The organism is Pseudomonas reidholzensis (assembly GCF_900536025.1).
Classification (GTDB): Bacteria; Pseudomonadota; Gammaproteobacteria; order Pseudomonadales; family Pseudomonadaceae; genus Aquipseudomonas; species Aquipseudomonas reidholzensis.
Map to the genome: position 1 here is coordinate 1 of NZ_UNOZ01000007.1, position 23,750 is coordinate 23,750.

The window sequence follows — 23,750 nt, forward strand, 5'->3', positions numbered from 1 at the left end:
GTCGTGCTGGCGCTGCAGCAAAGCGATGAGGCGCACAGGCAGGTCGTGTTCCTCAAGGATCGAGGCTAGCCGTTTGACGACTGCCAGCCCGGTCGGCAGGCTGATGCCGAACTCGAGCAAGAATCCATGCATCTGGTTCACCGTCTTGGTGCGGTCGCGGATCAGCGATTCACGAATCCGGTGTGAGACTGAAAGCGTCTGCTGCTCCACAGTCTTGGCCGCGACGAAACGCATCGTTGGCCGAGAAGCGGCTTCGCAGATCGCTTGAGCGTCGACAAAATCGTTCTTGTTACTTTTGACGAAAGGTCGCACGAACTGAGGGGAAATCAGCTTGGCATCGTGCCCCGCAGCTTTCAGTTCACGCGCCAGGTAATGCGCTCCAGCGCAGGCTTCCATCACCACGGTGCATACCGGATGGTTGGAGAAAAAGCGCATTAATTGCTGTCGTGAGCACTTCTTGCGTAGCACTTCCCGGCCGGACCTATCCTGAGCATGCAGGTGGAAGGTGTGCTTGCCGATGTCGATGCCGACTAATGCCACTTCGCTCATGGTGATGATCTCCGGAGATAAAAACACCCTGCGCAAGCCTAGCCTGCGCAGAGTGCCGGGGTGACCATCTCATTAAGTGACCCGCCGTTGGGCGGAAGGGGCCAGTGGCCGCACCACACCCACCGGATAAGCCCGACACCCGAAACGCGCCACCCCCGGCAACTATCCCAATAATCCCTGAAGAACCTCTTTTTACCCCGCCAGTGGACAATGCAAGACCAACCTGGCCCCGCCCAGCTCACTCTCGCCAATATCCAAACCAAACCCATGCAGGTCGACGATCGCCGCAACGATCGACAGCCCCAGGCCAAACCCCGGGTGGCGATGACCTTCGTCACTGCGATAGAAGCGCTTGAGCACTGCGGTGCGCTCCTGCTCGGGGATCCCCGGCCCGCTGTCCTCGATCGCCACGTGCACCCCTGCGCCATCCTGGCTCGCAACGATCCTCACCCGGCCACCCTCAGGGGTGAACTTGATCGCGTTGCCTACCAGATTCGCCAGTGCCTCGAACAACAGCTCACGGTCGCCATGCAGCGCCGCCAGTTGTGCGGGCTGCTTGAGCTCCAGGTGAATGCTGCCGTCCTCTGCCAATGGCAGGTAGAAATCATGCAACTCCACCAGCAACGCCTGCGGGTCGAGCTGGACGAACCCGGCACGCCGCTGGCGATCTTCCAGTTCGCTGATCCGCAGCAACCCCCGAAAACGCGCCATCAACGTGTCGGTTTCGCCAATCGCTTGGTCGAGCGCCTCGGCCTGCGCCGAATCATCACCGCTCTGCTGACGGATCCGGTACAGCTGCGCGCGCAAGCGGGTCAGCGGCGTGCGCAGGTCATGGGCAATATTGTCGCAGACGCCCTTGACCTCATGCATCAGCCGCTCGATCCGGTCGAGCATGGCATTGACGATGGCCGCGAGCATGTCCAGCTCATCGCGGCGGGCCGACAGCGGCAGGCGGTGGGTAAGGTCGCCGGCGACGATCAGCTCGGCGCTGGCCTGCACCGCGCGAATACGCTTGAGCGGGCGCCGACGCAGCAGGTACCAGCCGGCAAAGCCAGGGATCAGGGTCAGGGAAATGCCCCACAGCAAGGCATCGAGAATGATCCGCGTGACCACGAACAGCGAGCCGTTGTCGCGCAGCAACACCAGCCAGCGACCGTCCTGGACCTTGATCGCCACCGCATCGCAGCTGTCGCTGAGCATGCGCGGGTCTTCACTGTCGAGGCAGTGCTTGAGCTCATGCACCTTGCCGTCCAGGCCGAGCTCCGGCGGGATCGCGCGGATACGCCCACCCAGCGGGTTGAGCTGGGCATCGAACAGGCCGTAGGCATCGAAACTGCGCTCTTCGAAGGCCTGGCTGGCGATCAGGGCGTCATCCAGCTGCTTGCCGCTCATGTGCGCGAACAGGTGCTGGCGTTGCAGCATGGAGTGGCGGGTGAGCTTGTTCAGGTAGCTGGAGACCTCGAAGTACAACACCCCCATGAGGATGCTGCTCCAGGCCACGAAGAGAAAGCTGTACAGTGCCAGCAGGCGGCTGGTCGACGAGCTCCAGCCCTTAGACGGGTTCAGCAATGGCATAGCCCGAGCCCCGTACGGTACGGATCAGCGGCGACTGGCCGGGCGAGTCGATCTTCTTGCGCAGGCGGCCGATGTGCACATCGATCAGGTTGGTGCCCGGGTCGAAGTGATAACCCCAGACTTCCTCGAAGATCATCATCCGGGTGATCACCTGGCCGGCGTGGCGCATCAGGTATTCGAGCAGCTTGTATTCGGTGGGCAGCAGGTTGAGGGTCTGCTCGCCGCGGCGGGCTTCGTGGCTGATCAGGTCCAGCTCGAGGTCGGCGACCTGCAGGCGGGTCTGGGTCATCGGCACGCTGTTGCGGCGTAACAATACCTCGACGCGGGCGGCCATCTCGTCCGAGGCAAACGGCTTGGTCAGGTAGTCGTCACCGCCGGCGCGCAGGCCGCGGACCCGCTCGTCGACATCCGACAGGGCGCTGATCATCAGGATCGGCGTGGCGATCTTGAGGTTGCGCAGGGTGGTGACGATGGTCAGGCCATCGACCTCCGGCAGCATGCGGTCCAGGGTGATCAGGTCATAACCCCCGGCAATCGCCTTGGACAGGCCTTCACGGCCGTTGTCGGCCCACTCCACCTCAAGACCGTGGCTGGACAGTTCGGCGACGATTTCCTGGGCGGTGACGGCGTCGTCTTCGATGGTCAGTACGCGGGTCATGCTGGTTCCTGGGCGGCGAATGGAGGCTTGATTGTGCCAAAGAATAGACAAACGGCGATTTAAGAAAAATTCATCTGCGCGCAAATGCAGCGCGGGGCAAGCCCGCTGCCCACGTGCATCCTGTTGTAACAGGCGTGGGAGAAGGCTTGCCCCGCGAGGGGTGAAGCGCGATCAGGCGACCTTGACGATCCAGCCTGCCGGCGCTTCGACGTCACCGCTCTGGATGCCGGTCAGCTCGTTGTAGAGCTTCTGGGTCACCGGGCCGACTTCGCTCTCGCTGTGGAACACGTGCAGCTTGCCGTTGTACTGGATGCCACCGATCGGGGTGATCACCGCGGCAGTGCCGCAGGCGCCCGCTTCGATGAAGCGCTCGAGGTTGTTGATCTCGACGTCGCCTTCGATGACCTTCATGCCCAGGCGCGATTCGGCCAGTTCCATCAGCGACAGGCGGGTGATGCCCGGCAGCACCGAGGCCGACTTCGGCGTGACGAACTCGTTGTTGGCGGTAATGCCGAAGAAGTTCGCCGAACCGACTTCCTCGATTTTCTGGTGGGTCAGCGGGTCGAGGTAGATGCAGTCGGCAAAGCCGGCTTTCTTCGCCTCGTAGCCTGGCTGCAGGCTGGCCGCGTAGTTGCCACCGACCTTGGCGGCGCCCGTGCCCTGTGGGGCGGCGCGGTCGTAGTCGGAGATCAGGAACTTGTGCGGGGTCATGCCGCCCTTGAAGTACGAGCCAACCGGGATGGCGAAGATCGAGAAGATGAACTCCGGTGCGGTGCGCACGCCGATGTTGTCACCCACGCCGATCACGAACGGACGCAGGTACAGCGCACCCTTGCCGTGCGGCGGGACGAAGCGCTCGTTGGCCTTGACCACTTGTTTGCAGGCTTCGATGAACTGTTCGGTCGGCACGCGCGGCATCAGCAGACGGTCGCAGCTGCGCTGCATGCGCAGGGCGTTCTGGTCGGGGCGGAACAGGTTGATGCTGCCGTCCTTGCAACGGTAGGCCTTCATGCCTTCGAAGCATTGCTGGCCGTAGTGCAGAGCGGTCGAGCCTTCGCTGATGTGCAGCACGTTGTCTTCGGTCAGGGTGCCCTTGTCCCACTCGCCGTCGCGAAACACGGACAGGTAGCGCTTGTCGGTCTTGATGTAGTCGAAGCCAAGCTTGTCCCAGTTAATCTCGTTACTCATGACACCCTCGTTTGTCTTGCAGATGCCCGATCGCTCAGGCTGCTGTTAATTGCGCACCTCGCCACGATAATACATCCGTCGCGGATCGGAAACGCCCAGTCATAGATTCCGCCCCCTGCAGCAACAGCGATTGCCGAGAGTGCCCGCCTCGGTTAAATTGCGACTGATTCTCAAACGCGTATAAGTTCATGACTCTTCCACTCGCATCGCTGGCCCCTGCGCCTCTCGTCGGCACGCTTTATGGCGATCACCACCGGTGGTTGGTCGGCTGGCTGCGCGCGCGCCTGGGCTGTTCGCACCAGGCCGCAGACCTTGCCCAGGACACCTTCGTCAGGTTGCTCCAGGCCGAGCGCGCGCAGCGCCTGAACGCTCCGCTCGACCAGCCCAGGCACTTTCTGGTGACCATTGCCCGGCGGGTAATGGTCGACAGCTTCCGCCGGCGTGCGGTGGAGCAGGCCTATCTGCGGGAACTGGCCGAATGGCCCGAGGCTGAAGTGCCATCCCCTCAAGAGCGGTTGATTCTGATCGAGACCTTGCAGGCCATCGACCGCATGCTCGATGGCCTGGGCGAGAAAGCCAAGCGAGCGTTTCTGATGGCGCAGCTGCAGGGCCTGGGCTACAAGCTGATCGCCGCAGAGCTGGGTGTGAGCGTCAGTTCGGTGACCAAGTACATCGCCCGGGCCACCGAGCACTGCCTGCTGTTCGCCTTGGAACAGGAGCTGTGATCAGTGCCGAGCAGCGTCAGGCGCTGAGTGAGGCGGCTGACTGGCTAGCGCGTCGCCAGGCGAGTGACGACGAGCCGCAGTCATACCGGCAATGGCAGGCCTGGCGGCAGCACAGTGCAGTGAATGCCTGGGCTTGGCAGCGGGTGGAGCTGTTGCAGGCCCAGCTTGGCGGTGTCGATGGGCAGATGGCCGGGCGTGTGCTGACCCGTGCCGGAGGCGCTCGGGTGGACCGCAGGCAACTGCTCGGCCTGCTGTTGCTCGGTGTCGGCGGCAGCGCCCTGGCCTGGAGCGGTTATCGTCAGGCGCCGGTCTGGCTGGCCGACCAGCGCACTGCCAGCGGCGAGCGCAGACGGCTGGAACTGCCAGACGGCAGTCAGCTGACCCTCAACAGCGACAGTGCGGTCAACCTCGGTTTTGATGCCAGCCAGCGTGGCCTGGTGTTGCTCGCCGGCGAGATCATGATCGAAACCGCAGCCGATCCGCGGCCGTTCTTCGTCACTACCGGCCAGGCCCGGTTGCAGGCGCTGGGCACGCGTTTCGTGGTCCGGCAGCATCTGGGGATTACCCAACTGAGCGTGCTTGAGCACGCCGTAGCGGTCCAGCCGCAACTGGCCGGGCAGGCGGTGCGCATCGAGGCGGGGCAGGGCATGCGCTGCAACAGCCGTGAAGTGCTGGAGCAACACAAACTCGCGCTAGGGGAGGGCGAATGGGCCAACGGACGGCTGGTCATCGATGGCTGGCCGCTGGAACGGGTGCTGGCCGAGCTGGGCCGCTACCGCCCCGGCTATCTGGGGTGTGCGCCGCAGGTGGCAGGGTTGCGGGTCTCGGGCAGTTTTCCGCTGGATGACCCAGAGCAGGCCCTGGTTGCATTGGCCCGGGCATTGCCGATCGAGGTGCGTCGGCATACCCGGTACTGGGTCCGCGTGGTCGCGCGCCCCTGATCCTGCCTGGCGTTGCCCCAGCGAGCGCCTTGCATCAGGCGACTGCCATCGGCCTGAAAAAATCTCAACAGCCATTGTCGATTTGCCCAGGCTTGCGCGACTCCTTTGCACACGCGCACTTTCGGTTCTGCCACAAGGAGTCAGCATGCACCGTTTCACCCGTCTCAGCCCTCGCTTGCAACGCACGCCACTTTCAGCCCTGCTCAGCGCCAGCCTGTTGATGCCTGGTGGGCTGCTGGCAGTTCTGCCGAGCCAGGCCCTGGCCGCCCAGGAGCAGCATTTCTATCAGATCCCCGGCGGCCCGCTGGGCGAGGTGCTGAGCCGCTTCGCCGCCGATTCCGGGGTCGTGGTGTCGTTCGACAGCCGCCTCACCGACGGCCTGCAAAGCACTGGCTTGCAGGGCAGCTATGACCTTGAGCAGGGCTTTGCGCTGCTGTTGTCTGGCAACGGCCTGCACGCGGTGAACGTCGCCGCCAACAACTACCTGCTGGAGGTCAGCACGCCAGCGCAGGGCCTTGAACTCAGTGCCACGAGCATCTCTGGCAAGGCTCCCGGCTCGACCACCGAAGGCACCGGCCTGTATACCACCTACGCCTCGAGCAGTTCGACCCGGCTCAACCTGTCGCCCAAGGAAACCCCCCAGTCGCTGAGCGTGATCACCCGTCAGCGCATGGATGACCAGAAGCTGACCGGCCTGACCGAGGTGATGGAAGCCACCACCGGCGTCTGGGTTTCCCGGGTTGGTGTGGGCGCGGAAAACGACACCTACTGGTCGCGCGGTTTCCAGATCAACAACTTCGAAATCGATGGCATGCCCACCGCCTCGCGGCTGGACGTGACGACCCAGAACACCGCGATGTACGACCGGGTCGAAGTCGTGCGCGGCGCCACCGGCCTGATCAGCGGCTCGGGTACGCCGTCGGCGACGGTCAACCTGATCCGCAAGCGGCCCACCTATGAACCGCAGCTCAGCGCTACCAGCGAAGCCGGCAGTTGGGATCGCTACGGCCTGGGCATGGACGTCTCGGGGCCGCTGACCGACAGCGGCAATGTGCGCGGGCGCCTGGTGCTCGATTACAAGCAACAGCACGCGTGGATCGACCACCTCGAGAGCCAGAGCCAACTGATCTATGGCATTACCGAGTTCGACCTGAGCGAGTCGACCCTGTTGACCGTTGGCATGAGCTATGTCGACAACCAGGTCGACCGCCCATTGCGCACCGGCTTCCAGTCGCGCTTCAGCGATGGCAGTGACACCCACTTCAGTCGCTCGGCCAACAGCGCACCAGAGTGGGCCTACAACAACCGCGCCCTGAGCAACCTGTTCGCCTCGCTGGAGCATCAGTTCGACAATGGCTGGAGCGGCAAGCTGGAGGTCGGCCACTCGCAGAACGACTATGACGAACTGATCAACTACATGAACGGTGAGATCGATCGCCAGAGCGGCGCCGGGGCCTACCTGTACCCCAATCGCTGGTCTGGCAAACCCCGCCAGGACAACCTCGATGCCTACCTGACAGGGCCCCTCAGCCTGTTTGGCCGCGAGCACGAGCTGATCGCGGGGGTAAGCCTGTCTCATTACCGTGAAAACACCCCGAACCATGGCGGCTGGTTCGGCCCCTGGACCGGCTATGTCGGCACCATCGACAACATCTTCGCCTGGGATGGCGCGGGCACACGCCCCGACACCAGCACCATCGGCAAGACCTACATCGAAGAAAAACAGTACGCCGCTTACCTGACCGGTCGCTTCCAGCTCAGCGATGCGACCCACCTCATCCTCGGTGGCCGGGTGACCGACTGGAAGCGTACCAACGAGGTGCTCTACTACGACGACCCGGACAGCAACAGCCAAGACCAGGAGAGCCGCAACGGGGTATTCCTGCCATACACCGGCCTGGTCTACGACCTGGACCGCAACTGGTCGCTGTACGCCAGCTACACCAAGATCTTCAACCCGCAGGCCTATGGCATCGAGGATGAAGGCGGCAAGCCGCTCGAGCCGCAAGAGGGCACCGGCTACGAGGTAGGCGTCAAGGGCAGCTTCAACGACGACAAGCTCAACGCCAGCCTGGCGCTGTTCAGGCTCGAGCAAGACAACCTGGCGGTGTATGTGCAAGACAACTACTACCGCGCCGAGCAAGGCACTACCACCCAGGGCGTCGAGATGGAGCTCAGCGGCCAGCTGGCGGAAGGGTGGCAGGCGTCGCTGGGGTATGCGTACAGCGTCAGTACCGATGAAGATGACGAACGTATCGTCACCCAAGTGCCCCGACACAGCCTGAAGACCTTCACCAGCTACCGCTTGCCCGGTGCGCTGGAGCGCATGACGGTGGGCGGTGGGGTCAACTGGCAGAGCAAGAACGGCCAGGACCTGCATGGCGTGACGCAAGGCAGCTATGCGGTCGCCAGCCTGATGGCACGCTACCAGATCGACGATCACCTCAGCGCCTCAGTGAACGTCAACAACCTGTTCGACAAGCACTATTACAGCTATGTCGACAACTGGAGCGTTTACGCCGCGCCACGCAACTTCATGGCCAGCGTGCAGTATCAGTATTGAGCCAGGCGGGGTCGCTACGTCCCGCTACAGGGCTGGCGGCCTTGCGTCGCCAGAGGGCTGCAAAGCAGCCTCAAGGCCTCAGCCCAGACGCAGATAACCGCTCAGCTGCAAGCGTCCAAGAAAAACCACATCATGCGACACCACCAGCAGCCCGCCGCGAAACGCCCCGAGCATGCGCTCCAGGGCGTCGAGCGAGGGCAGGTCAAGGTGATTGCTGGGTTCGTCGAGCAATAGCAGGTCAACCGCCCGCTCGCGGTACAACACTGCCGCCAGCGCGGCCTTCAACCGTTCGCCGCCGCTGAGCATCGCACTGGGCAACTCGATCCGCAGGGCATCCAGCCCCAGTTGCGCAAGCCGGGTACGCAGAATGCTCTGCTCCAGGCCTGGGTTGGCCTGGCGCAGGTGGGCGAGGGTGCTTTGCTCGGCCGGCAGCGCGCTGCAGTGCTGGTCGAGCAACACCGCTTCACCGGTCAGCGTGAAGCTGCCAGCCGCTGGCGGCTGTGCGCCGCAGAGCACCTGCAGCAAGGTCGACTTGCCCGCACCGTTGGCGCCGGTCAGGGCCACCCGCTCGCCGCTGCACAGGCGCAGGTTCAGCGGTGCAGGCTCGCCTCGGGGCAGTTGCAGGTCATGCAGTGCCAGCACCTCGCGACCCGGGTGGCGCTGTGAGGTGGGCGCGTGGAGGATGACCGGGCTGGCCTGCTCGACCTGGCTGGCCGCCTGACGCAACTGATCAGACAGCGCCTCCCGTGCCGCGCCTTGGTCGCGCCGCTGTTTGCCCGCCGTGGCCTGGCTGCGTTGCTGCTGGCGGTCCAGCAGGATCTTTGCCTGGTTGGCCTGCTTGGCGTGGCGCCCGGCGCGGGCGTGATGGCGCTCCAGGTTTTCCCGCTGCTGCTGCAGGTCACGCTGCTGGCGTTGACGTTCGAGCTGCAGGCGCGACAGGTCGTGCTGCGCGCGCTGTTGCTGCTCGGCCTTGGCTTGCGCGTAGAAGGCATAGTCGCCGCCATAGCTGTGCAGGCCTTGCGGCGTCAGTTCGACAATGCGCTGCAGGTGCCCGAGCAGGTCGCGGTCATGGCTGATCACCAGCAGGCCTTTGTCCCATTCATCGAGCAGCGCCACCAGCTGGCGCCTGGCGTCGAGGTCGAGGTGGTTGCTGGGTTCGTCGAGAATCAGGTAGTCGGCCTGGCTGAGCAGGGCGCCGATCAAGGCCACCCGCATCGCCTGGCCGCCACTTAGGCTGGCGGCCGGGCGTTGCAGGTCGATCTGTGCCAGGCCATGGCGATCGAGTTGCGTGCGCAGTTGCTCGCGGATATCCCAGCGCTCGCCGACCGCCTCGAAGTCCTCAGGGTCGGCGCTGCCTGCCTCGATGCGCTGCAGGGCCGTGAGCACTTCGCTCACCTGGGCGAGGGCTGCCAGGGTGGTGTCACGGTTGAACAGTTGTTGCGGCAGGTAGTGCACGCGGCCGTGGCTCAGGCAACGGCCGCTGCTCGGCTCGCGCAGCCCCGCCAGGATTTGCGCGAGCAGGCTCTTGCCCACGCCATTGCGCCCGACCAGGCCGGTGCGGCGCAGGTCGAAAGAGCCGGTGATATCGGTAAACAGCTGGCGGCCATCGGGCAAGGCCAGGGCGACGCTGTCCAGCGTCAGGATCGACGTATTCGTCATGCACAACTCCACTCATGCCGCGACATCCCCAGGGTGAAGCTGGGGGCTGAAGACTGGCCGTCGAGGTGACGGCGGCATCAATGGCGCATTGGACGAATACCTCGTGAAAGGAGAGGGGCCAGCCTAGCGGACGCAGCCAGGCGGGTAAAGCCCGCTCGGCTCAACGGCCCTGCAGGCGCTTGCCCCAGTCGCCACCGTGGCTGCGGTTGCAGGCCTCTTCACTGTCGAAGCGCACATGCCACGCCGTGTGATCCAGGCGCACCCCGGCTTCATCGAGGGCCTGTGCGCTGAGGGCGAGCATGCGCGCCTTAGCCGCGCTGGCGACGGCGGCGTGTTTTTCCGCTTCGCGCTCGAAGACCCAGGTGATTCGCAGGCTGGCGGGGAAGTTATCCGGGTCCAGCCGGTGGGTCAGCCAACTGAAACCGACGATTTCGGCCTTGGCGGTTTCGCAGGCTTCGGTCAGGCACACCACCAGTTCGCGCTCCAGGCGGGCGAGGTCGCGCCGGCTCAAGGCTGTCACTGGGCGGCCTCGTCGTCGATCTGCTGGCAGAAGCGCAACAGGTTGCCGAACGGGTCACGGATCTGCATCTGCAGGCCCCAGTCGACGCGTTCGGCCTGGGGGCGGGCGTAGCCGTACTGTTTGTCCAGCAGTTCGCGCTCCAGCGCCAGCAAGTCTGCGGTGCGGGCGAACACGGTCGAGCCTGGGCAGGCGTCGCCGTGGTGCTCGGAGAGGTGCAGGATCAGCCCGTCGCGGTGGATCTGCGCATACAGCGGCAGGTCCGGCGAAAAACGGTGCTCCCAGTCGAGCGTGAAGCCGAGGAAGTCCAGGTAGAACTCTTTGGCTTTGTCCACCGAGAAGATGCGCAGGATCGGAATGGCAGGGGCGAGGTGCATGGGGCTTCCTTGGCCTGAATAAAAGAAGCTGCACTTTAGCGCATCTGGGCCGGCGCGTTCTCGCCGGTGTCGCAAGCACTGAAACGGGGCTCGGGGCCGCCCCCTGGTTGTGCGTGTGCAGCGTGTGTGCCCCTTGCCAGAGCGGTTTCATCATCGTTCACCTGCCCAGTTGGCCCACAACCTGCAATATCCAGTCAGCAGATATTGATCAAGTGGTCAGGCCGCCCGGCTGCAAGCAGGGCGGCGCGACCACCAGACGGCCGTCAGGCCACGGATTTCAGGGGCCTCAGGATGTCTTTGGCGCAACAACTCGAACAGCAGGACGACGACGCGGGGTGGAGTGCCCACCTGCAATTGCGCTTCGTCCAGCGCGACGGCGTGACCCGCCTTGGTGCGCGCCGGCATTTCGGACCTCTTTTGGTGCAGCGGCCGTTCTACCCGGAAGGCGCGCCGTGCCATGTCTACATCCTGCACCCGCCGGGAGGCATCGTCGCCGGTGACCGTCTTGAGCTGGACATTCACCTGGAGCCGGGCAGCCATGCGCTGCTGACCATGCCCGGTGCCAGCAAGTTCTACCGCAGCATCGGCCCGACCGCGCGCCTGCAGCAGCGCTTTCACCTGGCCGCCGGCAGCACCCTGGAGTGGCTGCCGCAAGACAGCATCTTCTTTTCCGGTGCGCGGGCCAGCCTCGACAGCCGCTTCAGCCTCGAGCCGGGCGCTCGGCTGCTGGCCTGGGAGACGCTGTGCCTGGGCCGGCCGGTGATGAACGAGCGCTTCAGCCAAGGCGCCCTCGACAGCCGCCTGCGCATCGAGCTGCCGAACGACCCGGGCCTTCACGAGCGCCTGCGCATCGAAGGCGGGCGCCTGGACAAGCTGGGCGGTCACCCGCTGCTGGCGACCTTCTGCGCCGCCCCCGCCGACCCGGCCCTGCTCGAGCAGGTGCGTGGCCTGCTGGACGAACTGCGCAACCCTGCCGGCGCGACCCTGCTCGGTGAATTGCTGGTGATCCGCCTGCTCGATCATGACAACCAACACCTTCAACACACCTTGCAGCGCCTCTGGCATGTGCTGCGCCCGGCCGTGCTCGGCCTGGCGCCCTGCCCGCCGCGCATCTGGGCCACCTGAGAGAGACGCCGTGGAGCTGACCCCGAGAGAGAAAGACAAACTGCTGCTGTTCACCGCTGCGCTGCTCGCCGAGCGCCGCCTGGGCCGTGGCCTCAAGCTCAACTACCCGGAAGCGGTGGCGCTGATCAGTGCCACGGTGATGGAGGGCGCCCGCGACGGTCGCAGCGTGGCCGAGCTGATGAGCCTGGGCCGCGAAGTGCTCAGCCGCGAGCAGGTGATGGACGGCGTGCCGGAGATGATCCATGACGTCCAGGTCGAAGCGACCTTTCCCGATGGCACCAAGCTGGTGACCGTCCATGACCCTATCGTCTGAGGAGCCCCGCATGATCCCCGGAGAAATCCAGGTCGCCGCCGGCGATATCGAACTCAACGTCGGCCGCGCGACCGTCAGCGTCACCGTGGCCAATCATGGCGATCGACCGGTGCAGGTCGGCTCGCATTACCACTTCTATGAAGTCAACGATGCGCTGGTGTTCGAGCGCGAGCCGGCCCTCGGCTTTCGCCTGGACATCCCCGCCGGCACCGCCGTGCGCTTCGAGCCCGGTCAGTCGCGCACCGTGCACCTGGTGGCCTACGCCGGCAAGCGTGAGGTGTATGGCTTCCAGGGCAAGGTGATGGGTCCGCTGGAGGCCAGGCTATGAGCCGGATTTCGCGTCGGGCCTACGCCGACATGTTCGGCCCCACCGTCGGCGACCGCGTACGCCTGGCCGACACGGCCCTGTGGGTCGCGGTGGAAAAGGACTTCACGGTCTACGGTGAAGAGGTCAAGTTCGGCGGCGGCAAGGTGATCCGCGATGGCATGGGCCAGGGCCAGATGCTCGCGGACGAGGCCATGGACCTGGTCCTGACCAATGCCCTGATCATCGACCACTGGGGCATCGTCAAGGCCGACATCGGCGTCAAGCACGGGCGCATCGCCGCCATCGGCAAGGCCGGCAACCCCGACGTCCAGCCGGGCGTGACCGTACCGGTCGGGCCAGGTACCGAAGTGATCGCCGCCGAGGGCAAGATCGTCACCGCCGGCGGGGTCGACTCGCACATCCACTTCATCTGCCCGCAGCAGGTCGAAGAAGCGCTGACCAGCGGCGTCACCACCTTTATCGGTGGCGGCACCGGCCCGGCCACCGGCACCAACGCCACCACTTGCACGCCCGGCCCCTGGTACCTGGCGCGCATGCTCCAGGCGGCCGACAGCCTGCCGATCAACATCGGCCTGCTGGGCAAGGGCAATGCCTCGCGCCCGGAAGCGCTGCGCGAGCAGATCGCCGCCGGCGCGGTCGGCCTCAAGCTGCATGAGGACTGGGGTTCGACCCCGGCGGCGATCGACTGCTGCCTGGGCGTGGCCGAGGAGATGGACATCCAGGTGGCGATCCACACCGACACCCTCAACGAGTCGGGCTGCATCGAAGACACCCTGGCGGCGATCGGCGACCGGACCATCCACACCTTCCACACCGAAGGGGCGGGTGGCGGCCACGCGCCGGACATCATCCGTGCGGCTGGCCAGGCCAACGTGCTGCCGTCGTCGACCAACCCGACCCTGCCGTACACCATCAACACCGTCGACGAGCACCTCGACATGCTCATGGTCTGCCACCACCTGGACCCGAGCATCGCCGAGGACGTCGCCTTTGCCGAGTCGCGCATCCGTCGCGAGACGATCGCCGCCGAAGACATCCTCCACGACATGGGCGCCTTCGCCATGACCTCGTCCGACTCGCAGGCCATGGGCCGGGTCGGTGAAGTGGTGCTGCGCACCTGGCAAGTGGCTCACCAGATGAAGCTGCGCCGCGGCCCGCTGGCGCCGGACACCGACTACAGCGACAACTTCCGGGTCAAGCGCTACATCGCCAAGTACACCCTCAACCCGGCACTGACCCACGGCATCGCCCATGAAGTGGGCTCGGTCGAGGTCGGCAAGCTGGCCGACCTGGTGCTCTGGGCGCCGGCGTTCTTTGCCGTCAAGCCGGCACTGGTGATCAAGGGCGGGATGATCGTCACCGCACCGATGGGCGACATCAACGGCTCGATTCCGACCCCGCAACCGGTCCACTACCGGCCGATGTTCGGCGCGCTGGGCGCCGCCCGGCATGCCACGCGGATGACTTTCCTGTCGCAGGCGGCCATGGACCGCGGCCTGGCCGAGCAACTCAACCTGCGCAGCCTGATCGGCGTCGCCCATGGCTGTCGCCAGGTGCGCAAGGCCGACATGGTCCACAACACCCTGCAGCCGCAGATCGAGGTCGACGCGCAAACCTACCAGGTGCGTGCCGACGGCGAACTGCTGGTCTGCGAACCGGCCCGCGAACTGCCGCTGGCCCAGCGTTATTTCCTGTTCTGAAGGAGCAAGCATGATTGTCCTGACCCGCCGCGTCACCGAGGCCGAAGCCGTCGACGGCGCTGTCACCGGCACTGTCACCCTGGATGTCGACAGCCGTATCAAGAGCCGCCTGCGGGTGACCCTCGACGACGGCCGTGACGCCGGCCTGATGCTCGAACGCGGTCACCTGCTGCGCGGGGGCGAACTGCTCGCCGACGCCCAAGGCACTCAGCTGGTGCGCGTGCTGGCTGCACCGGAGAAGGTGTCCACGGTGCGTTGCGCCGACCCGCTGCTGCTGGCGCGTGCCGCTTACCACCTGGGCAACCGCCACGTCCCGTTGCAGATCGAAGCCGGCCTGCTGCGCTACCAGCACGACTATGTGCTGGACGACATGCTGCGCGGCCTGGGCCTCACGGTGGACACCGAGCAGGCGCCGTTCGAGCCCGAAGCGGGCGCCTACCAGAGCGCCCCGCATAGCCATAGCCACAGCCATAGCCACGGCAACGACCATCCGTTCGTGCGTTTGCCCGCCCATTCCTGAGGAAGCCTTGATGAAAAAGACCCTTGCCCTGGTCCTGCTGCTGGTCGCGTTACCGGCTTTCGCCCACCCCGGCCACGACGCCAACCCGCTGCACGATGGCCTGTTGCACCCGCTGACCGGGCTCGATCACTTGCTGATGCTGCTCGGCACCGGCGTGCTCGCGGCCCTGACCGGTCGCACCCTGGCCTTGCCGTTGGCGACCCTGGCGGCGATGTTCGGCGGTGCCGTGCTGGGCCATCTGTTCGGTGATGTGCTGGGCATGGAAGCCATGATCCTCGGCTCGCTGCTGGTCGCTGCCGCCGCCTTGCTGGTCCCGGGCCGTCAGCTGTTGCTGGCGCTGGCCATGCCGGTGTTCGCGCTGTTCCATGGCTGGGCGCATGGCGTGGAGGCCACGCCAAGCGCGTTCTGGCTGTTCAGCGCCGGCTTCGTCACGGTCAGCGGCCTGCTGCTGGCGGCGGGCTTTGCCGTGGGCTGCCTGCTGCGTCGCCACAGCGGCCTGCAAAAAGCCTTCGGTGGCGGCCTGCTGGCCGGCGCCGCTGTCGTGCTGGTCGGCTGATGAGCAGCGACCTGGCGCTGCTGCGCGTGCTGCAGCTGGCGAGCCCGGGCTTGCCAGTCGGCGGCTTCACCTATTCGCAAGGCCTGGAATGGGCGGTCGAAGCCGGCTGGGTGACCACCACCGCAGGGTTCTGCGAGTGGCAGCGCGAGCAGTTGCACGACACCCTCGGTTACCTCGACTGGCCCGTGCTGGCGCGGCTGTACCGCGCTTGCCAGGCCAACGATGCCGAAGCGTTCGAGCGCTGGAGCAGGTTTCTCCTGGCCAACCGCGAGACCGCCGAGCTGCGCCTTGAAGAGCGCCAGCGCGGCTATGCCCTGGCACGCATCCTTGACGGCTGGCAGCTGGGGCAGGACCCGGCCTGGCGGCCGAACCTGGAGCTCAGCCAGCTGGGCGGTATGGCCTGGCTTGGCGCGCACTGGTCGATCCCGTTGCGCCAGCTCGCCCTGGGCCTCGGTTTTGCCTGGCTCGAGGGCGCGGTGATGGCCGGGGTCAAGCTGGTGCCGTTCGGCCAGCAGGCGGCCCAGACCGTGCTGCGCGACCTCGGCGAGGCATTGCCGGCGGTACTCGATCACGCCTTGAATCTGGACGATGAGCAACTCGGTGGCGGCCTGCCGCTGCTGGCGATTGCCTCGTCGCGTCACGAAACCCAATACACCCGTTTGTTCCGTTCTTGAGGACTGCCAACATGCAAAGCTATCAGCAACCCCTGCGCGTCGGTGTCGGCGGCCCGGTCGGCTCCGGCAAGACCGCGCTGCTCGAAGCCCTGTGCAAGGCCATGCGCGATCACTATGAAATCGCCGTGGTGACCAACGACATCTATACCAAGGAAGACCAGCGCATCCTCACCGAGGCAGGCGCCCTGGAACCCGACCGGATCGTCGGCGTGGAAACCGGCGGCTGCCCGCACACGGCGATCCGCGAGGATGCTTCGATGAACCTCGCGGCGGTCGAAGGCCTGGCGCGCAAGTTCGGCAACCTCGAGGTGATCTTCGTCGAGAGCGGTGGCGACAACCTCAGTGCCACGTTCAGCCCGGAGTTGGCCGACCTGACCATCTACGTGATCGACGTGGCCGAGGGCGAGAAGATCCCGCGCAAGGGTGGCCCGGGCATTACCAAGTCGGACTTCCTGGTGATCAACAAGACCGACCTGGCGCCGTACGTGGGAGCCTCGCTCGAGGTGATGGAGCGGGATACCCAGCGTATGCGTCCGGAGCGGCCGTGGACCTTCAGCAACCTGAAGAAGGGCGATGGCTTGCAGGCGGTGATCGACTTTATCGTCGAGCGTGGGATGTTGGGGGTTCGTGGTTAAGGGCTGAGTGATCGGCTGTTGCTGCAGGCCCTATCGCGGGTAAACCCGCTCCTACAGGGATAGCGCTGTTCTGAGGATTTGCGCTATCCCTGTAGGCGCGGGTTTACCCGCGATGAGGGCGTGACTGTTCAAAGCAGGCTATTGGCGCTGGCACAAGAAGCAATTAGAATCACTCTCATTCATATCGCCAGCCCCAGCGTGCCTCCGAATGCCTGACTCCGCCGCGGCACCCGAAGCCTGCCTCAGCACCCTCTACCGTGACCACCGCAGCTGGCTTGAAAGCTGGCTCAGCCGTCGCCTGGGCGACCGCTGGGAGGCCGCCGACCTGGCCCAGGACACCTTCGTCCGCGTACTCGCTGCCCAGCAGACGCACAGCTTGCCCAGTCTGCGCGAACCGCGCGCCTACCTGCTGACGGTGGGCAAACGCCTGCTGATCAACCACTACCAACGCCGCAGCCTCGAACGTGCCTACCTGGACGCCTTGGCTAATCTGCCCGAGCAGGTCGCGCCATCGCCCGAGCAACGCTGGCTGCTGCTGGAAACCCTGTACGCGCTGGATGAGTTGCTCGACGGCCTGCCACGGCCGGTGCGCCAGGCGTTTCTCTGGTCGCAGCTGGAAGGCATCGACTACGCCACCATCGGCGCACGCCTGAACGTGAGCGAGCGCACCGTCAAACGCTACATGGCCAAGGCCTACGAACACTGCCTGCTGGTGGAACTGTGAGCGCCCAGGTCGATCGCCAGGCGCGCCAGCTTGCCCGTGAGGCCGCGCAGTGGCTGGCGCTGCAGGACGCCGGCGAGCTGGATGCTGAACGCGCTGCGGCACTGGCCAGTTGGCGTGCCCGCAGCAGTGCCCATGAAGCGCTGTGGCAAAAGGCCGAAACACTGCGCCAGCGCTTTGCCGGTGTCCCCGCGCCGTTGGCCGTGGCCTGCCTCGACCGGCCCGATCCGCAGCGGCGCAAGCTGCTTGGCCAGGCGCTGGCGCTGGGCACCCTGGCGCCGCTCGCCTGGCTCGGCTATCAGCAACTGCCCATGCAACGCTGGCGCGCCGACTTGCGCACCGCCACCGGCGAGCGCCGGGCGATCCAGCTGGCCGATGGCAGTCGCCTGCAACTCAACACCGCCAGCGCGGTAGACCTCGACATCCGCGAAGGGCGCCACCAGGTGCGATTGCTCGAGGGCGAGATCGCCCTCGACAGCGTTGCGCCGCTGCAGGTGCAGACCTCGCAAGGCCGGGTGCTGGCAACGCGTGCGAGCTTCTGTGTGCGCACGCTGGCGCAGGGCTGCCTGGTTTCCGTCACGGAAGGCGAGGTCAGCCTGCGCCCGCTGCAGGGCGGTGCATTGACCTTGCAGGCGGGCCAGCGCGTATTGATCTCGGCTGGCGCAAGCGGCGCGCTGCAACGCTTCGATGCGCAGCTGCCGGGCTGGCGGCAGGGCCTGCTGATCGTCGACAACCAACCCTTGGGCGACTTCCTTCGTGAACTCGACCGCTACCGCCCCGGGCTGGTGCGCTGGGACCCGGCGCTGGAACGGCTGGCGGTGACCGGCACCTTCCAGCTCGACGACAGTGACCGGATCCTCGCGCTGCTGGCCGCCAGCCTGCCGTTGCAGGTGCACTACCGCACGCGCTACTGGGTCGCCCTGACGCCGCGCAAAAATATTGCCTGAGTGCTGTCCCCTTTGTCCGGCTCGCTTGTCATTCGTTGCATTCCTACCCAAAACAAGAGTGCTGCGGATGTCGTCCACCCCCAAGCTTCGCCCCCTTTCGGTCCAACTGCTGCGCGCCGGCCTGCTGCTGGCGCTGGGGCTGCCCGGCACCGGCTGGGCCGAGGACGCGCCACGGCGCAGCTATCAGGTCCCGGCCGGCAGCCTGAGCGCCGCCTTGACCCGCTTTGCCGGCGAGGCCGGGGTCAGCCTGTCGCTGGACCCGCAGTTGGTGGCCGGCCGCAGCAGCGCCGGGCTGAGCGGCGAGTTCGCCGTCGAGGAGGGCTTCAATGCCTTGCTCCGCGGCTCCGGGCTGGTGCTGCAGCCTGCGGGGCGCGGCAGCTACACGCTGTTGCGCGAAGCCGAGCAGGATGACCCGGCACATGTGCTGCCGAGCACCACCATCAATGGCCAGGGCGCAGGGGGCGGCAGCGACGTCTATGCCGGCGGGCAAGTGGCGCGGCGTGGCAAGCTGGGCATGCTGGGTGAGCGCGACTACATGGAAACGCCGTTCAACATGACTTCGTACACCCGCGAGGTGCTGCAGAACCAGCAGGCCAGGACCTTGGCCGACGCCGTGGCCAACGACCCCTCAGTGCGCACCACCAACCCCTCCGGCGGGCGCTTCGAGCAGTTTTCGGTGCGCGGTTTCAGCCTGTACAACAGCGACGTCGCCTACGGCGGCCTGTATGGCGTGCTGCCGACCTATTCGATCGACATGGAGATGGTCGAGCGGGTCGATATCCTCAAGGGGCCGGGCGCCTTGCTCGGCGGCCTGGCCCCCAACGGCAGCGTCGGCGGCGGGGTGAACATCGAGCCCAAGCGCGCCACCGATGCGCCGATCACCGAGTTCACCGCGCTGTATGCCTCGGCCGGGCAGGGCGGTGGGCATGTCGACATTGGCCGCAGGTTTGGCCCTGAGCAGCGCTTTGGCCTGCGCTTCAACGGCGTGCGCCAGGCTGGCGATACCGAGTGGGACCACCAGCGTGTAGAGCGCGAGGCCTCGGTGCTGGGCCTGGACCTGCGCGGCGAGCGTACCCGGCTGTCGCTGGATGTCGGCCATCAGGCGCGCGATGTCGATGCGCCCATGGAGCGGGTGGGGCTTGCGGCGGGCGTAAAAGTGCCGGACGCAGAAGATGTGCAGCACAACTTTGCCCAGCCCTGGACCTATTCCCGGGCCAAGGACACCTTTGGCGCCTTGCGCGGCGAATACGACCTGAGTGACAGCTGGATGGTCTACGGCGCGGTCGGTGCGCGCAAGGGCGACTATGACTTCCTCCGGCACGCGGTGGTGGTGGCCAACGACAGCGGGCGTTTCACCGTCAGCCCGCGTGCCTTCCAGCGCGAGGAGGAGGTGCGCACGGCTACCATTGGTGCCCGCAGCTGGTTCAGCACCGGCGCGGTGGGGCACACCCTCAACGTCAGCCTCAACCGCTTCGACATGACCTTCGACAACAGCGGCGCGCGCTACGCCAACGGCATCAGCAACCTCTACGATCCGCTGGCGCTGGCGCCGCCGGGTACGCCGACCCAGCCCGACACCCCCACCCACACCGAGAGCGTGCTCTCCAGCCTGGCCGTGGCCGACACCTTGAGCTTTGCCGACGACAGCGTGCTGTTGACGCTCGGCGCGCGGTTGCAGCGGGTCGAGGTCGACAGTTCGGCGCCGGGCGAGGCCGACCAGGTCTACGACGAGCGCGCCACCTCGCCAGCACTGGGCCTGGTCTGGCGCACCAGCGAGCGGCTGTCGCTGTACTTCAACTACATGGAAGGCCTGACCCAGGGCCAGGTCGCGCCAGAAACCGCGGCCAACGCCAACAAGGTGTTTGCGCCGTATCGCAGCAAACAGGTCGAGGCCGGCGCCAAGTACGACCTGGGCAGCTTCAGTGCCACGCTCAGCGTGTTCCGCATCGACAAACCGTCGTACTACACCGACGCCCAGAACAACCTGCGCGCCGACGGTGAGCAGCGCAACCAGGGCGTGGAGCTGAACCTGTTCGGCGAACCGCTGGCAGGCGTGCGGGTGCTTGGCGGGGCGATGTTGCTGGACGCCGAACAGACGCGCACCGCGGACGGGCGCTTTGATGGCAATCGTGCCATCGGTGCGCCGATCGTCAACGCCAACCTGGGGGTGGAGTGGGACCTGCCTGTGGTTCAAGGGCTGACCCTGAGCGCCCGGGCGATCCATACCGGTAGCCAGTACCTGGACGCGGCCAACCAGCAGAAGGCCGATGCCTGGCAGCGCTATGACCTGGGTGCACGCTATGCGCTGAAGCTGGGTGGCAAGGACGTGACCCTGCGTGCCAGCGTCGAGAACGTGCTGGACACCGCGTATTGGGCTTCGGCCAATGTGCCAGAGGGCACGGCGACCGGCCTGACCTTGTCCACGCCAAGGACCTGGCTGGTGTCGGCGACTGTGGGGTTCTGACCCACCGGTAGTGCGAGGACCGCAGGCAGCTGTTCCAGCCGCTTTCCAGCCTGGACAGTGGGTAGTGTGGGTCGGGCTCTATCGAAGGCGGATTGAGCAGCCGCCACTCAAGGGAGACACAACCATGAAAACCATCCTGCTAGCTGCACTGTTTGCCTTCGCTGGCCTGGCACAAGCCCAGCAATCGGACACCATGAGGCCCATGCAACGCGATGCCGCGGAGCCGGCTATGGAGGCTGACACCAGTGCGCCTGCGGCACCGCCGCGCTTCCAGACACGGGGCATTGTCCCCATCGTGGGGATGCCCTGTGTGTCTGGCTACAAGCATGTGGGAGACGACTGTATCATGGCCAATATCGAGTTTGAGTAAGCCCTGAACGGTGTGCGGGTGCTACCCCCGCCCTGGGTGTGCGCACGTGAGGTATCGGGGCTGCATGGCCGCCCCGATACACACCGGCCTGGCCGTGACAGGCGCGGCGCAGCGCCTGCTCAGCCTTGCAGGACCCGGAACCCGTGGGTGCCATCGCGCTCCAGCTGGGCAATCAGACCGAACTCCCAGTCCAGGTAGCCCTGCATCGCTTCGCGCGGGTTATCGGTGCCTTCGTACGGCCGACGGTAACGGTCGGTACGCGGCGCGGCAAGGTGCGTTTCGCCGCTCTCCAGCGGCAGGTCCGCGGCGATCCAGCGTGCGGTGCCGCCTTCGAGCAGGTACACCGGCTTGCGCGTCAGCGCCTGCAGGTCGACCGCGGCAAAGCGTGCCAACAGGCTGCTGCCACAGGTCAGCACATAGCGCTCGGCCACCGGCAGGTGTTCCAGCGCGGCCGGCAACTGTGCACGAATCGCCCAGTGCGCGCCGGGGATGTGGCGCTTGACGTAGTTGGCACTGGCGGTGAAGTCGAGCACCACCGTGCCGGCTTCGTCGAGCCAGGCCTGCAGTTGCTGTACGCCGATTTCGGTGACCTGCGGCAGGGCAGGCAAGGGCGCCTGCCACTCGCCGTGCTCACTGAAGTCGCTCGCCGATACGCCGTCCAACACGGCCACCTGCCAGCCCAGCTGGGCCAGCCAGGACGCGCTCATATTGGCGCGCACGCCGTCGTCATCGACCAGGACGATCCGCGCCCCGCGCACACTGGCGACATGGTCGGTTTCCTGCACCAGCTGACCGCCAGGCACCGAGCGGCTACCCGGCAGGTGGCCTGCGAGGTATTCCTCGGGCGTGCGTACATCGAACAGGTAGGTGGTGCGGGCGGTTTCCGCCTGCCAGGCACCCAGGCCCTCGCGGTCCAGGCGCAGCACGCCGGCCTGGTCAGCCACTTGGCGGGCCTGCTGTGCGGCGTTTTCACGGGTGCTGTCAGACACTTCGGCAAAGCGCTGCTGCTGGCCGTGAGCAAGCTGCTGGCCGGCCAGGGTCCAGCCGATGGTGCCATTGCGCAGCGCCGCCACCGGGTTCTTGATGCCGGCGTTGACCAGCGATTGGGTGCCGATGATGCTGCGGGTGCGGCCGGCACAGTTGACGATGACCTGGGTGCTCGGGTCGGGCGCCAGTTCGGCCACGCGCAGCACCAGTTCTGCGCCCGGTACGCTGATCCCGCCGGGGATGCTCATGGTCTGGTATTCATCGAAGCGGCGCGCATCGAGCACCACCACATCGGCCTTGGCATCGAGCAGCGCCTGGACCTCTTCGGCTGCCAGCGACGGCGTGTGGCGCACGCTTTCGACCAGTTCGCCAAAGGCCTTGCTCGGTACGTTGACGTCGCGGAACAGCTCGCCGCCGGCCTCGCGCCAACCGGCCAGGCCACCTTCAAGCAACGCCACATCGCTGTACCCCAGCGCCAGCAGGCGCTCGGCGGCGACACTGGCCAGGCCTTCACCGTCATCGTAGACCGTGACGCGGGTGTCGCGGCGCGGTACGCGGGCGAAGATTTCCAGCTCCAGCTTCGACAGCGGGATATTCGCGGCGAACAGCGGGTGGGCCTGGGCGAACGGGTCTTCCTCGCGCACATCGATCAGGGCCAGCTCTTCCTGGGCGAGCAAGGCACTGCGGATATCCTGAAAACGACGGGTAGTGACTGTGCTCATGGGGCAGGATTCTCTTTGGACAAGTCCCAGATATTGGGCAGAAGGGTATTGGAGTAGCCGGAAATGAACGGCTTTTCGGTGCCATCTTCGGTAAACACGGCGCGCTTGACCGCACCGATGTTGGCGCCGTAGACGTGAATGCTGATCGACACCTGGTCGTCGAAGGCGTTGCTGACCTGGTGCACATCGCCAATGCGCGGTGACACCGCTTCCACATGGCCTGGCTCGAGGCGCACCGGCTCGCCGGCGGGCAGCAGAACACCCTCGGCATTGCGCTCGAAGCCCTGTGAGTACTCGGCGCCGCGCAACATGCCGATCAGGCCCCAGACCCGGTGGTCGTGGATCGGTGTGCGCTGGCCGGGGCCCCAGACAAAGCTGACCACCGAGAAGCGCTGCTGCGAGTCGCAGTGCAGCAGGTACTGCTGGTAGCGGTTGGGGTCGGGCTGGGCGAGCACGTCGGGCAACCAGTCATCGTGGGCGACCAGGCTGCGCAGCAGGCCCTGGCCACGGTCGAGCAGGGTGGCTTCGTCGGGGTGTTGCTCGACCAGGTCGGACAGCGCGCCGATGAAGTGGCGCAGGCGCTCCAGGCGTAAAGGTTGGCTCATGGTTCAGGCTCGGGCTAACGGTTGATGACCACCCTAGCAACTGCTTGTATATTCTCAAAATGCAAAATCAGCATAAGCTAATATGCAAATAATGCATTTACACGGATCTCGTTCTGTTTTCAAATCGACGCCCGTCGTAGGCATTAGGTTATGCCTAAAACGAATTTCACAGGCCTTGCTCAAATCGTTAGCTTATAAGCATTGATTTATTTAGATTCAAAAGGCATGAGCAATGCCGCGAACTGATCCCGTTGACCGCGCCCAAGTCGTCGCGTGCAACCCCTGAGCTTCAACCCCTTTTTTGCGACGAGACCGCACGTGCGGATCGGCC

Annotated in this window: 24 protein-coding genes; 15 read left to right on the plus strand and 9 right to left on the minus strand. The window is 65.7% G+C overall.

What is annotated here, in order from left to right:
- From CCOS865_RS05730 to CCOS865_RS05745, 4 genes are all read right to left on the minus strand, one after another.
- Window positions 1-549 (minus strand): IS110 family RNA-guided transposase (locus CCOS865_RS05730; protein WP_119138742.1); only part of this gene is annotated, 549 nt, incomplete at its 3' end.
- A gap of 192 nt (window positions 550-741) precedes the next feature.
- The gene (locus CCOS865_RS05735) at window positions 742-2,124 is read right to left on the minus strand and encodes a sensor histidine kinase (protein WP_119138744.1); all 1,383 of its coding nucleotides are present in this window, start codon (window positions 2,122-2,124) and stop codon (window positions 742-744) included.
- Entirely contained in the window at window positions 2,102-2,782 is a 681-nt protein-coding gene (locus CCOS865_RS05740; protein ID WP_119138746.1) for a response regulator transcription factor, read from the minus strand. Before CCOS865_RS05740 ends, CCOS865_RS05735 begins: the two co-directional genes overlap by 23 nt.
- A 171-nt stretch (window positions 2,783-2,953) precedes the next feature.
- A complete protein-coding gene (locus tag CCOS865_RS05745; RefSeq protein ID WP_119138748.1) occupies window positions 2,954-3,970 on the minus strand; it encodes a branched-chain amino acid aminotransferase in 1,017 nt (338 codons plus the stop codon).
- 188 nt (window positions 3,971-4,158) lie between these two features.
- Between CCOS865_RS05745 and CCOS865_RS05750 the strand changes: the two genes are divergently transcribed.
- The 3 genes from CCOS865_RS05750 (at window position 4,159) to CCOS865_RS05760 (ending at window position 8,199) form a co-directional block, all read left to right on the plus strand.
- Complete coding sequence (locus CCOS865_RS05750; RefSeq protein WP_119138751.1) at window positions 4,159-4,695, plus strand: sigma-70 family RNA polymerase sigma factor; 537 nt, start codon at window positions 4,159-4,161, stop codon at window positions 4,693-4,695.
- Window positions 4,692-5,636, plus strand: a complete 945-nt coding sequence (locus tag CCOS865_RS05755; protein ID WP_119138753.1) for a FecR domain-containing protein — start codon at window positions 4,692-4,694, stop codon at window positions 5,634-5,636. The genes CCOS865_RS05750 and CCOS865_RS05755 overlap by 4 nt, the downstream gene beginning before the upstream one ends.
- A gap of 145 nt (window positions 5,637-5,781) precedes the next feature.
- Window positions 5,782-8,199 (plus strand): TonB-dependent siderophore receptor, encoded by a 2,418-nt coding sequence (locus tag CCOS865_RS05760; RefSeq protein WP_119138755.1) that lies wholly within the window; start codon window positions 5,782-5,784, stop codon window positions 8,197-8,199.
- Window positions 8,200-8,277: 78 nt separating this feature from the next.
- Here the strand turns inward: CCOS865_RS05760 and CCOS865_RS05765 are convergent, their stop codons facing one another.
- The 3 genes from CCOS865_RS05765 to CCOS865_RS05775 form a co-directional block, all read right to left on the minus strand.
- Window positions 8,278-9,858, minus strand: a complete 1,581-nt coding sequence (locus tag CCOS865_RS05765; protein WP_119138757.1) for an ABC-F family ATP-binding cassette domain-containing protein — start codon at window positions 9,856-9,858, stop codon at window positions 8,278-8,280.
- Window positions 9,859-10,018: 160 nt separating this feature from the next.
- Window positions 10,019-10,378: a hypothetical protein gene (locus CCOS865_RS05770; RefSeq protein WP_119138759.1), complete on the minus strand. Its 360-nt coding sequence runs from the start codon at window positions 10,376-10,378 to the stop codon at window positions 10,019-10,021.
- Entirely contained in the window at window positions 10,375-10,752 is a 378-nt protein-coding gene (locus CCOS865_RS05775) for a glyoxalase superfamily protein (protein ID WP_119138760.1), read from the minus strand. The genes CCOS865_RS05770 and CCOS865_RS05775 overlap by 4 nt, the downstream gene beginning before the upstream one ends.
- A 291-nt stretch (window positions 10,753-11,043) precedes the next feature.
- Between CCOS865_RS05775 and CCOS865_RS05780 the strand changes: the two genes are divergently transcribed.
- The 12 genes from CCOS865_RS05780 to CCOS865_RS05835 all read left to right on the plus strand — a co-directional run bounded on the left by CCOS865_RS05780 (window position 11,044) and on the right by CCOS865_RS05835 (window position 21,105).
- Window positions 11,044-11,877: an urease accessory protein UreD gene (locus tag CCOS865_RS05780; RefSeq protein WP_119138762.1), complete on the plus strand. Its 834-nt coding sequence runs from the start codon at window positions 11,044-11,046 to the stop codon at window positions 11,875-11,877.
- Between the two features lie 10 nt (window positions 11,878-11,887).
- Window positions 11,888-12,190, plus strand: coding sequence for an urease subunit gamma (locus CCOS865_RS05785; protein WP_119138764.1), 303 nt, complete (start codon window positions 11,888-11,890; stop codon window positions 12,188-12,190).
- 10 nt (window positions 12,191-12,200) lie between these two features.
- A complete protein-coding gene (locus tag CCOS865_RS05790; RefSeq protein WP_119138766.1) occupies window positions 12,201-12,518 on the plus strand; it encodes an urease subunit beta in 318 nt (105 codons plus the stop codon).
- Entirely contained in the window at window positions 12,515-14,218 is a 1,704-nt protein-coding gene (ureC, locus tag CCOS865_RS05795) for an urease subunit alpha (protein WP_119138768.1), read from the plus strand. The genes CCOS865_RS05790 and ureC overlap by 4 nt, the downstream gene beginning before the upstream one ends.
- A 10-nt stretch (window positions 14,219-14,228) precedes the next feature.
- Entirely contained in the window at window positions 14,229-14,738 is a 510-nt protein-coding gene (gene ureE, locus CCOS865_RS05800) for an urease accessory protein UreE (RefSeq protein WP_119138770.1), read from the plus strand.
- A 10-nt stretch (window positions 14,739-14,748) separates the two neighbouring features.
- Entirely contained in the window at window positions 14,749-15,294 is a 546-nt protein-coding gene (locus tag CCOS865_RS05805) for a HupE/UreJ family protein (RefSeq protein ID WP_119138772.1), read from the plus strand.
- The gene (locus tag CCOS865_RS05810; RefSeq protein WP_119138774.1) at window positions 15,294-15,968 is read left to right on the plus strand and encodes an urease accessory protein UreF; all 675 of its coding nucleotides are present in this window, start codon (window positions 15,294-15,296) and stop codon (window positions 15,966-15,968) included. The genes CCOS865_RS05805 and CCOS865_RS05810 overlap by 1 nt, the downstream gene beginning before the upstream one ends.
- An 11-nt stretch (window positions 15,969-15,979) precedes the next feature.
- Complete coding sequence (gene ureG / locus CCOS865_RS05815; RefSeq protein WP_119138777.1) at window positions 15,980-16,603, plus strand: urease accessory protein UreG; 624 nt, start codon at window positions 15,980-15,982, stop codon at window positions 16,601-16,603.
- A 208-nt stretch (window positions 16,604-16,811) separates the two neighbouring features.
- The gene (locus CCOS865_RS05820; RefSeq protein WP_119138779.1) at window positions 16,812-17,327 is read left to right on the plus strand and encodes a sigma-70 family RNA polymerase sigma factor; all 516 of its coding nucleotides are present in this window, start codon (window positions 16,812-16,814) and stop codon (window positions 17,325-17,327) included.
- A complete protein-coding gene (locus tag CCOS865_RS05825) occupies window positions 17,324-18,271 on the plus strand; it encodes a FecR domain-containing protein (protein WP_119138781.1) in 948 nt (315 codons plus the stop codon). The genes CCOS865_RS05820 and CCOS865_RS05825 overlap by 4 nt, the downstream gene beginning before the upstream one ends.
- Window positions 18,272-18,338: 67 nt before the next feature.
- Window positions 18,339-20,735, plus strand: a complete 2,397-nt coding sequence (locus CCOS865_RS05830) for a TonB-dependent receptor (RefSeq protein WP_119138783.1) — start codon at window positions 18,339-18,341, stop codon at window positions 20,733-20,735.
- A gap of 124 nt (window positions 20,736-20,859) precedes the next feature.
- Window positions 20,860-21,105: a hypothetical protein gene (locus CCOS865_RS05835; RefSeq protein ID WP_119138785.1), complete on the plus strand. Its 246-nt coding sequence runs from the start codon at window positions 20,860-20,862 to the stop codon at window positions 21,103-21,105.
- 119 nt (window positions 21,106-21,224) lie between these two features.
- Here the strand turns inward: CCOS865_RS05835 and CCOS865_RS05840 are convergent, their stop codons facing one another.
- Together CCOS865_RS05840 and CCOS865_RS05845 are read right to left on the minus strand one after the other, a co-directional pair.
- The gene (locus CCOS865_RS05840; protein WP_119138787.1) at window positions 21,225-22,814 is read right to left on the minus strand and encodes a rhodanese-related sulfurtransferase; all 1,590 of its coding nucleotides are present in this window, start codon (window positions 22,812-22,814) and stop codon (window positions 21,225-21,227) included.
- Window positions 22,811-23,419: a cysteine dioxygenase family protein gene (locus CCOS865_RS05845; protein WP_119138789.1), complete on the minus strand. Its 609-nt coding sequence runs from the start codon at window positions 23,417-23,419 to the stop codon at window positions 22,811-22,813. Before CCOS865_RS05845 ends, CCOS865_RS05840 begins: the two co-directional genes overlap by 4 nt.
- Window positions 23,420-23,750: the final 331 nt, after the last annotated feature.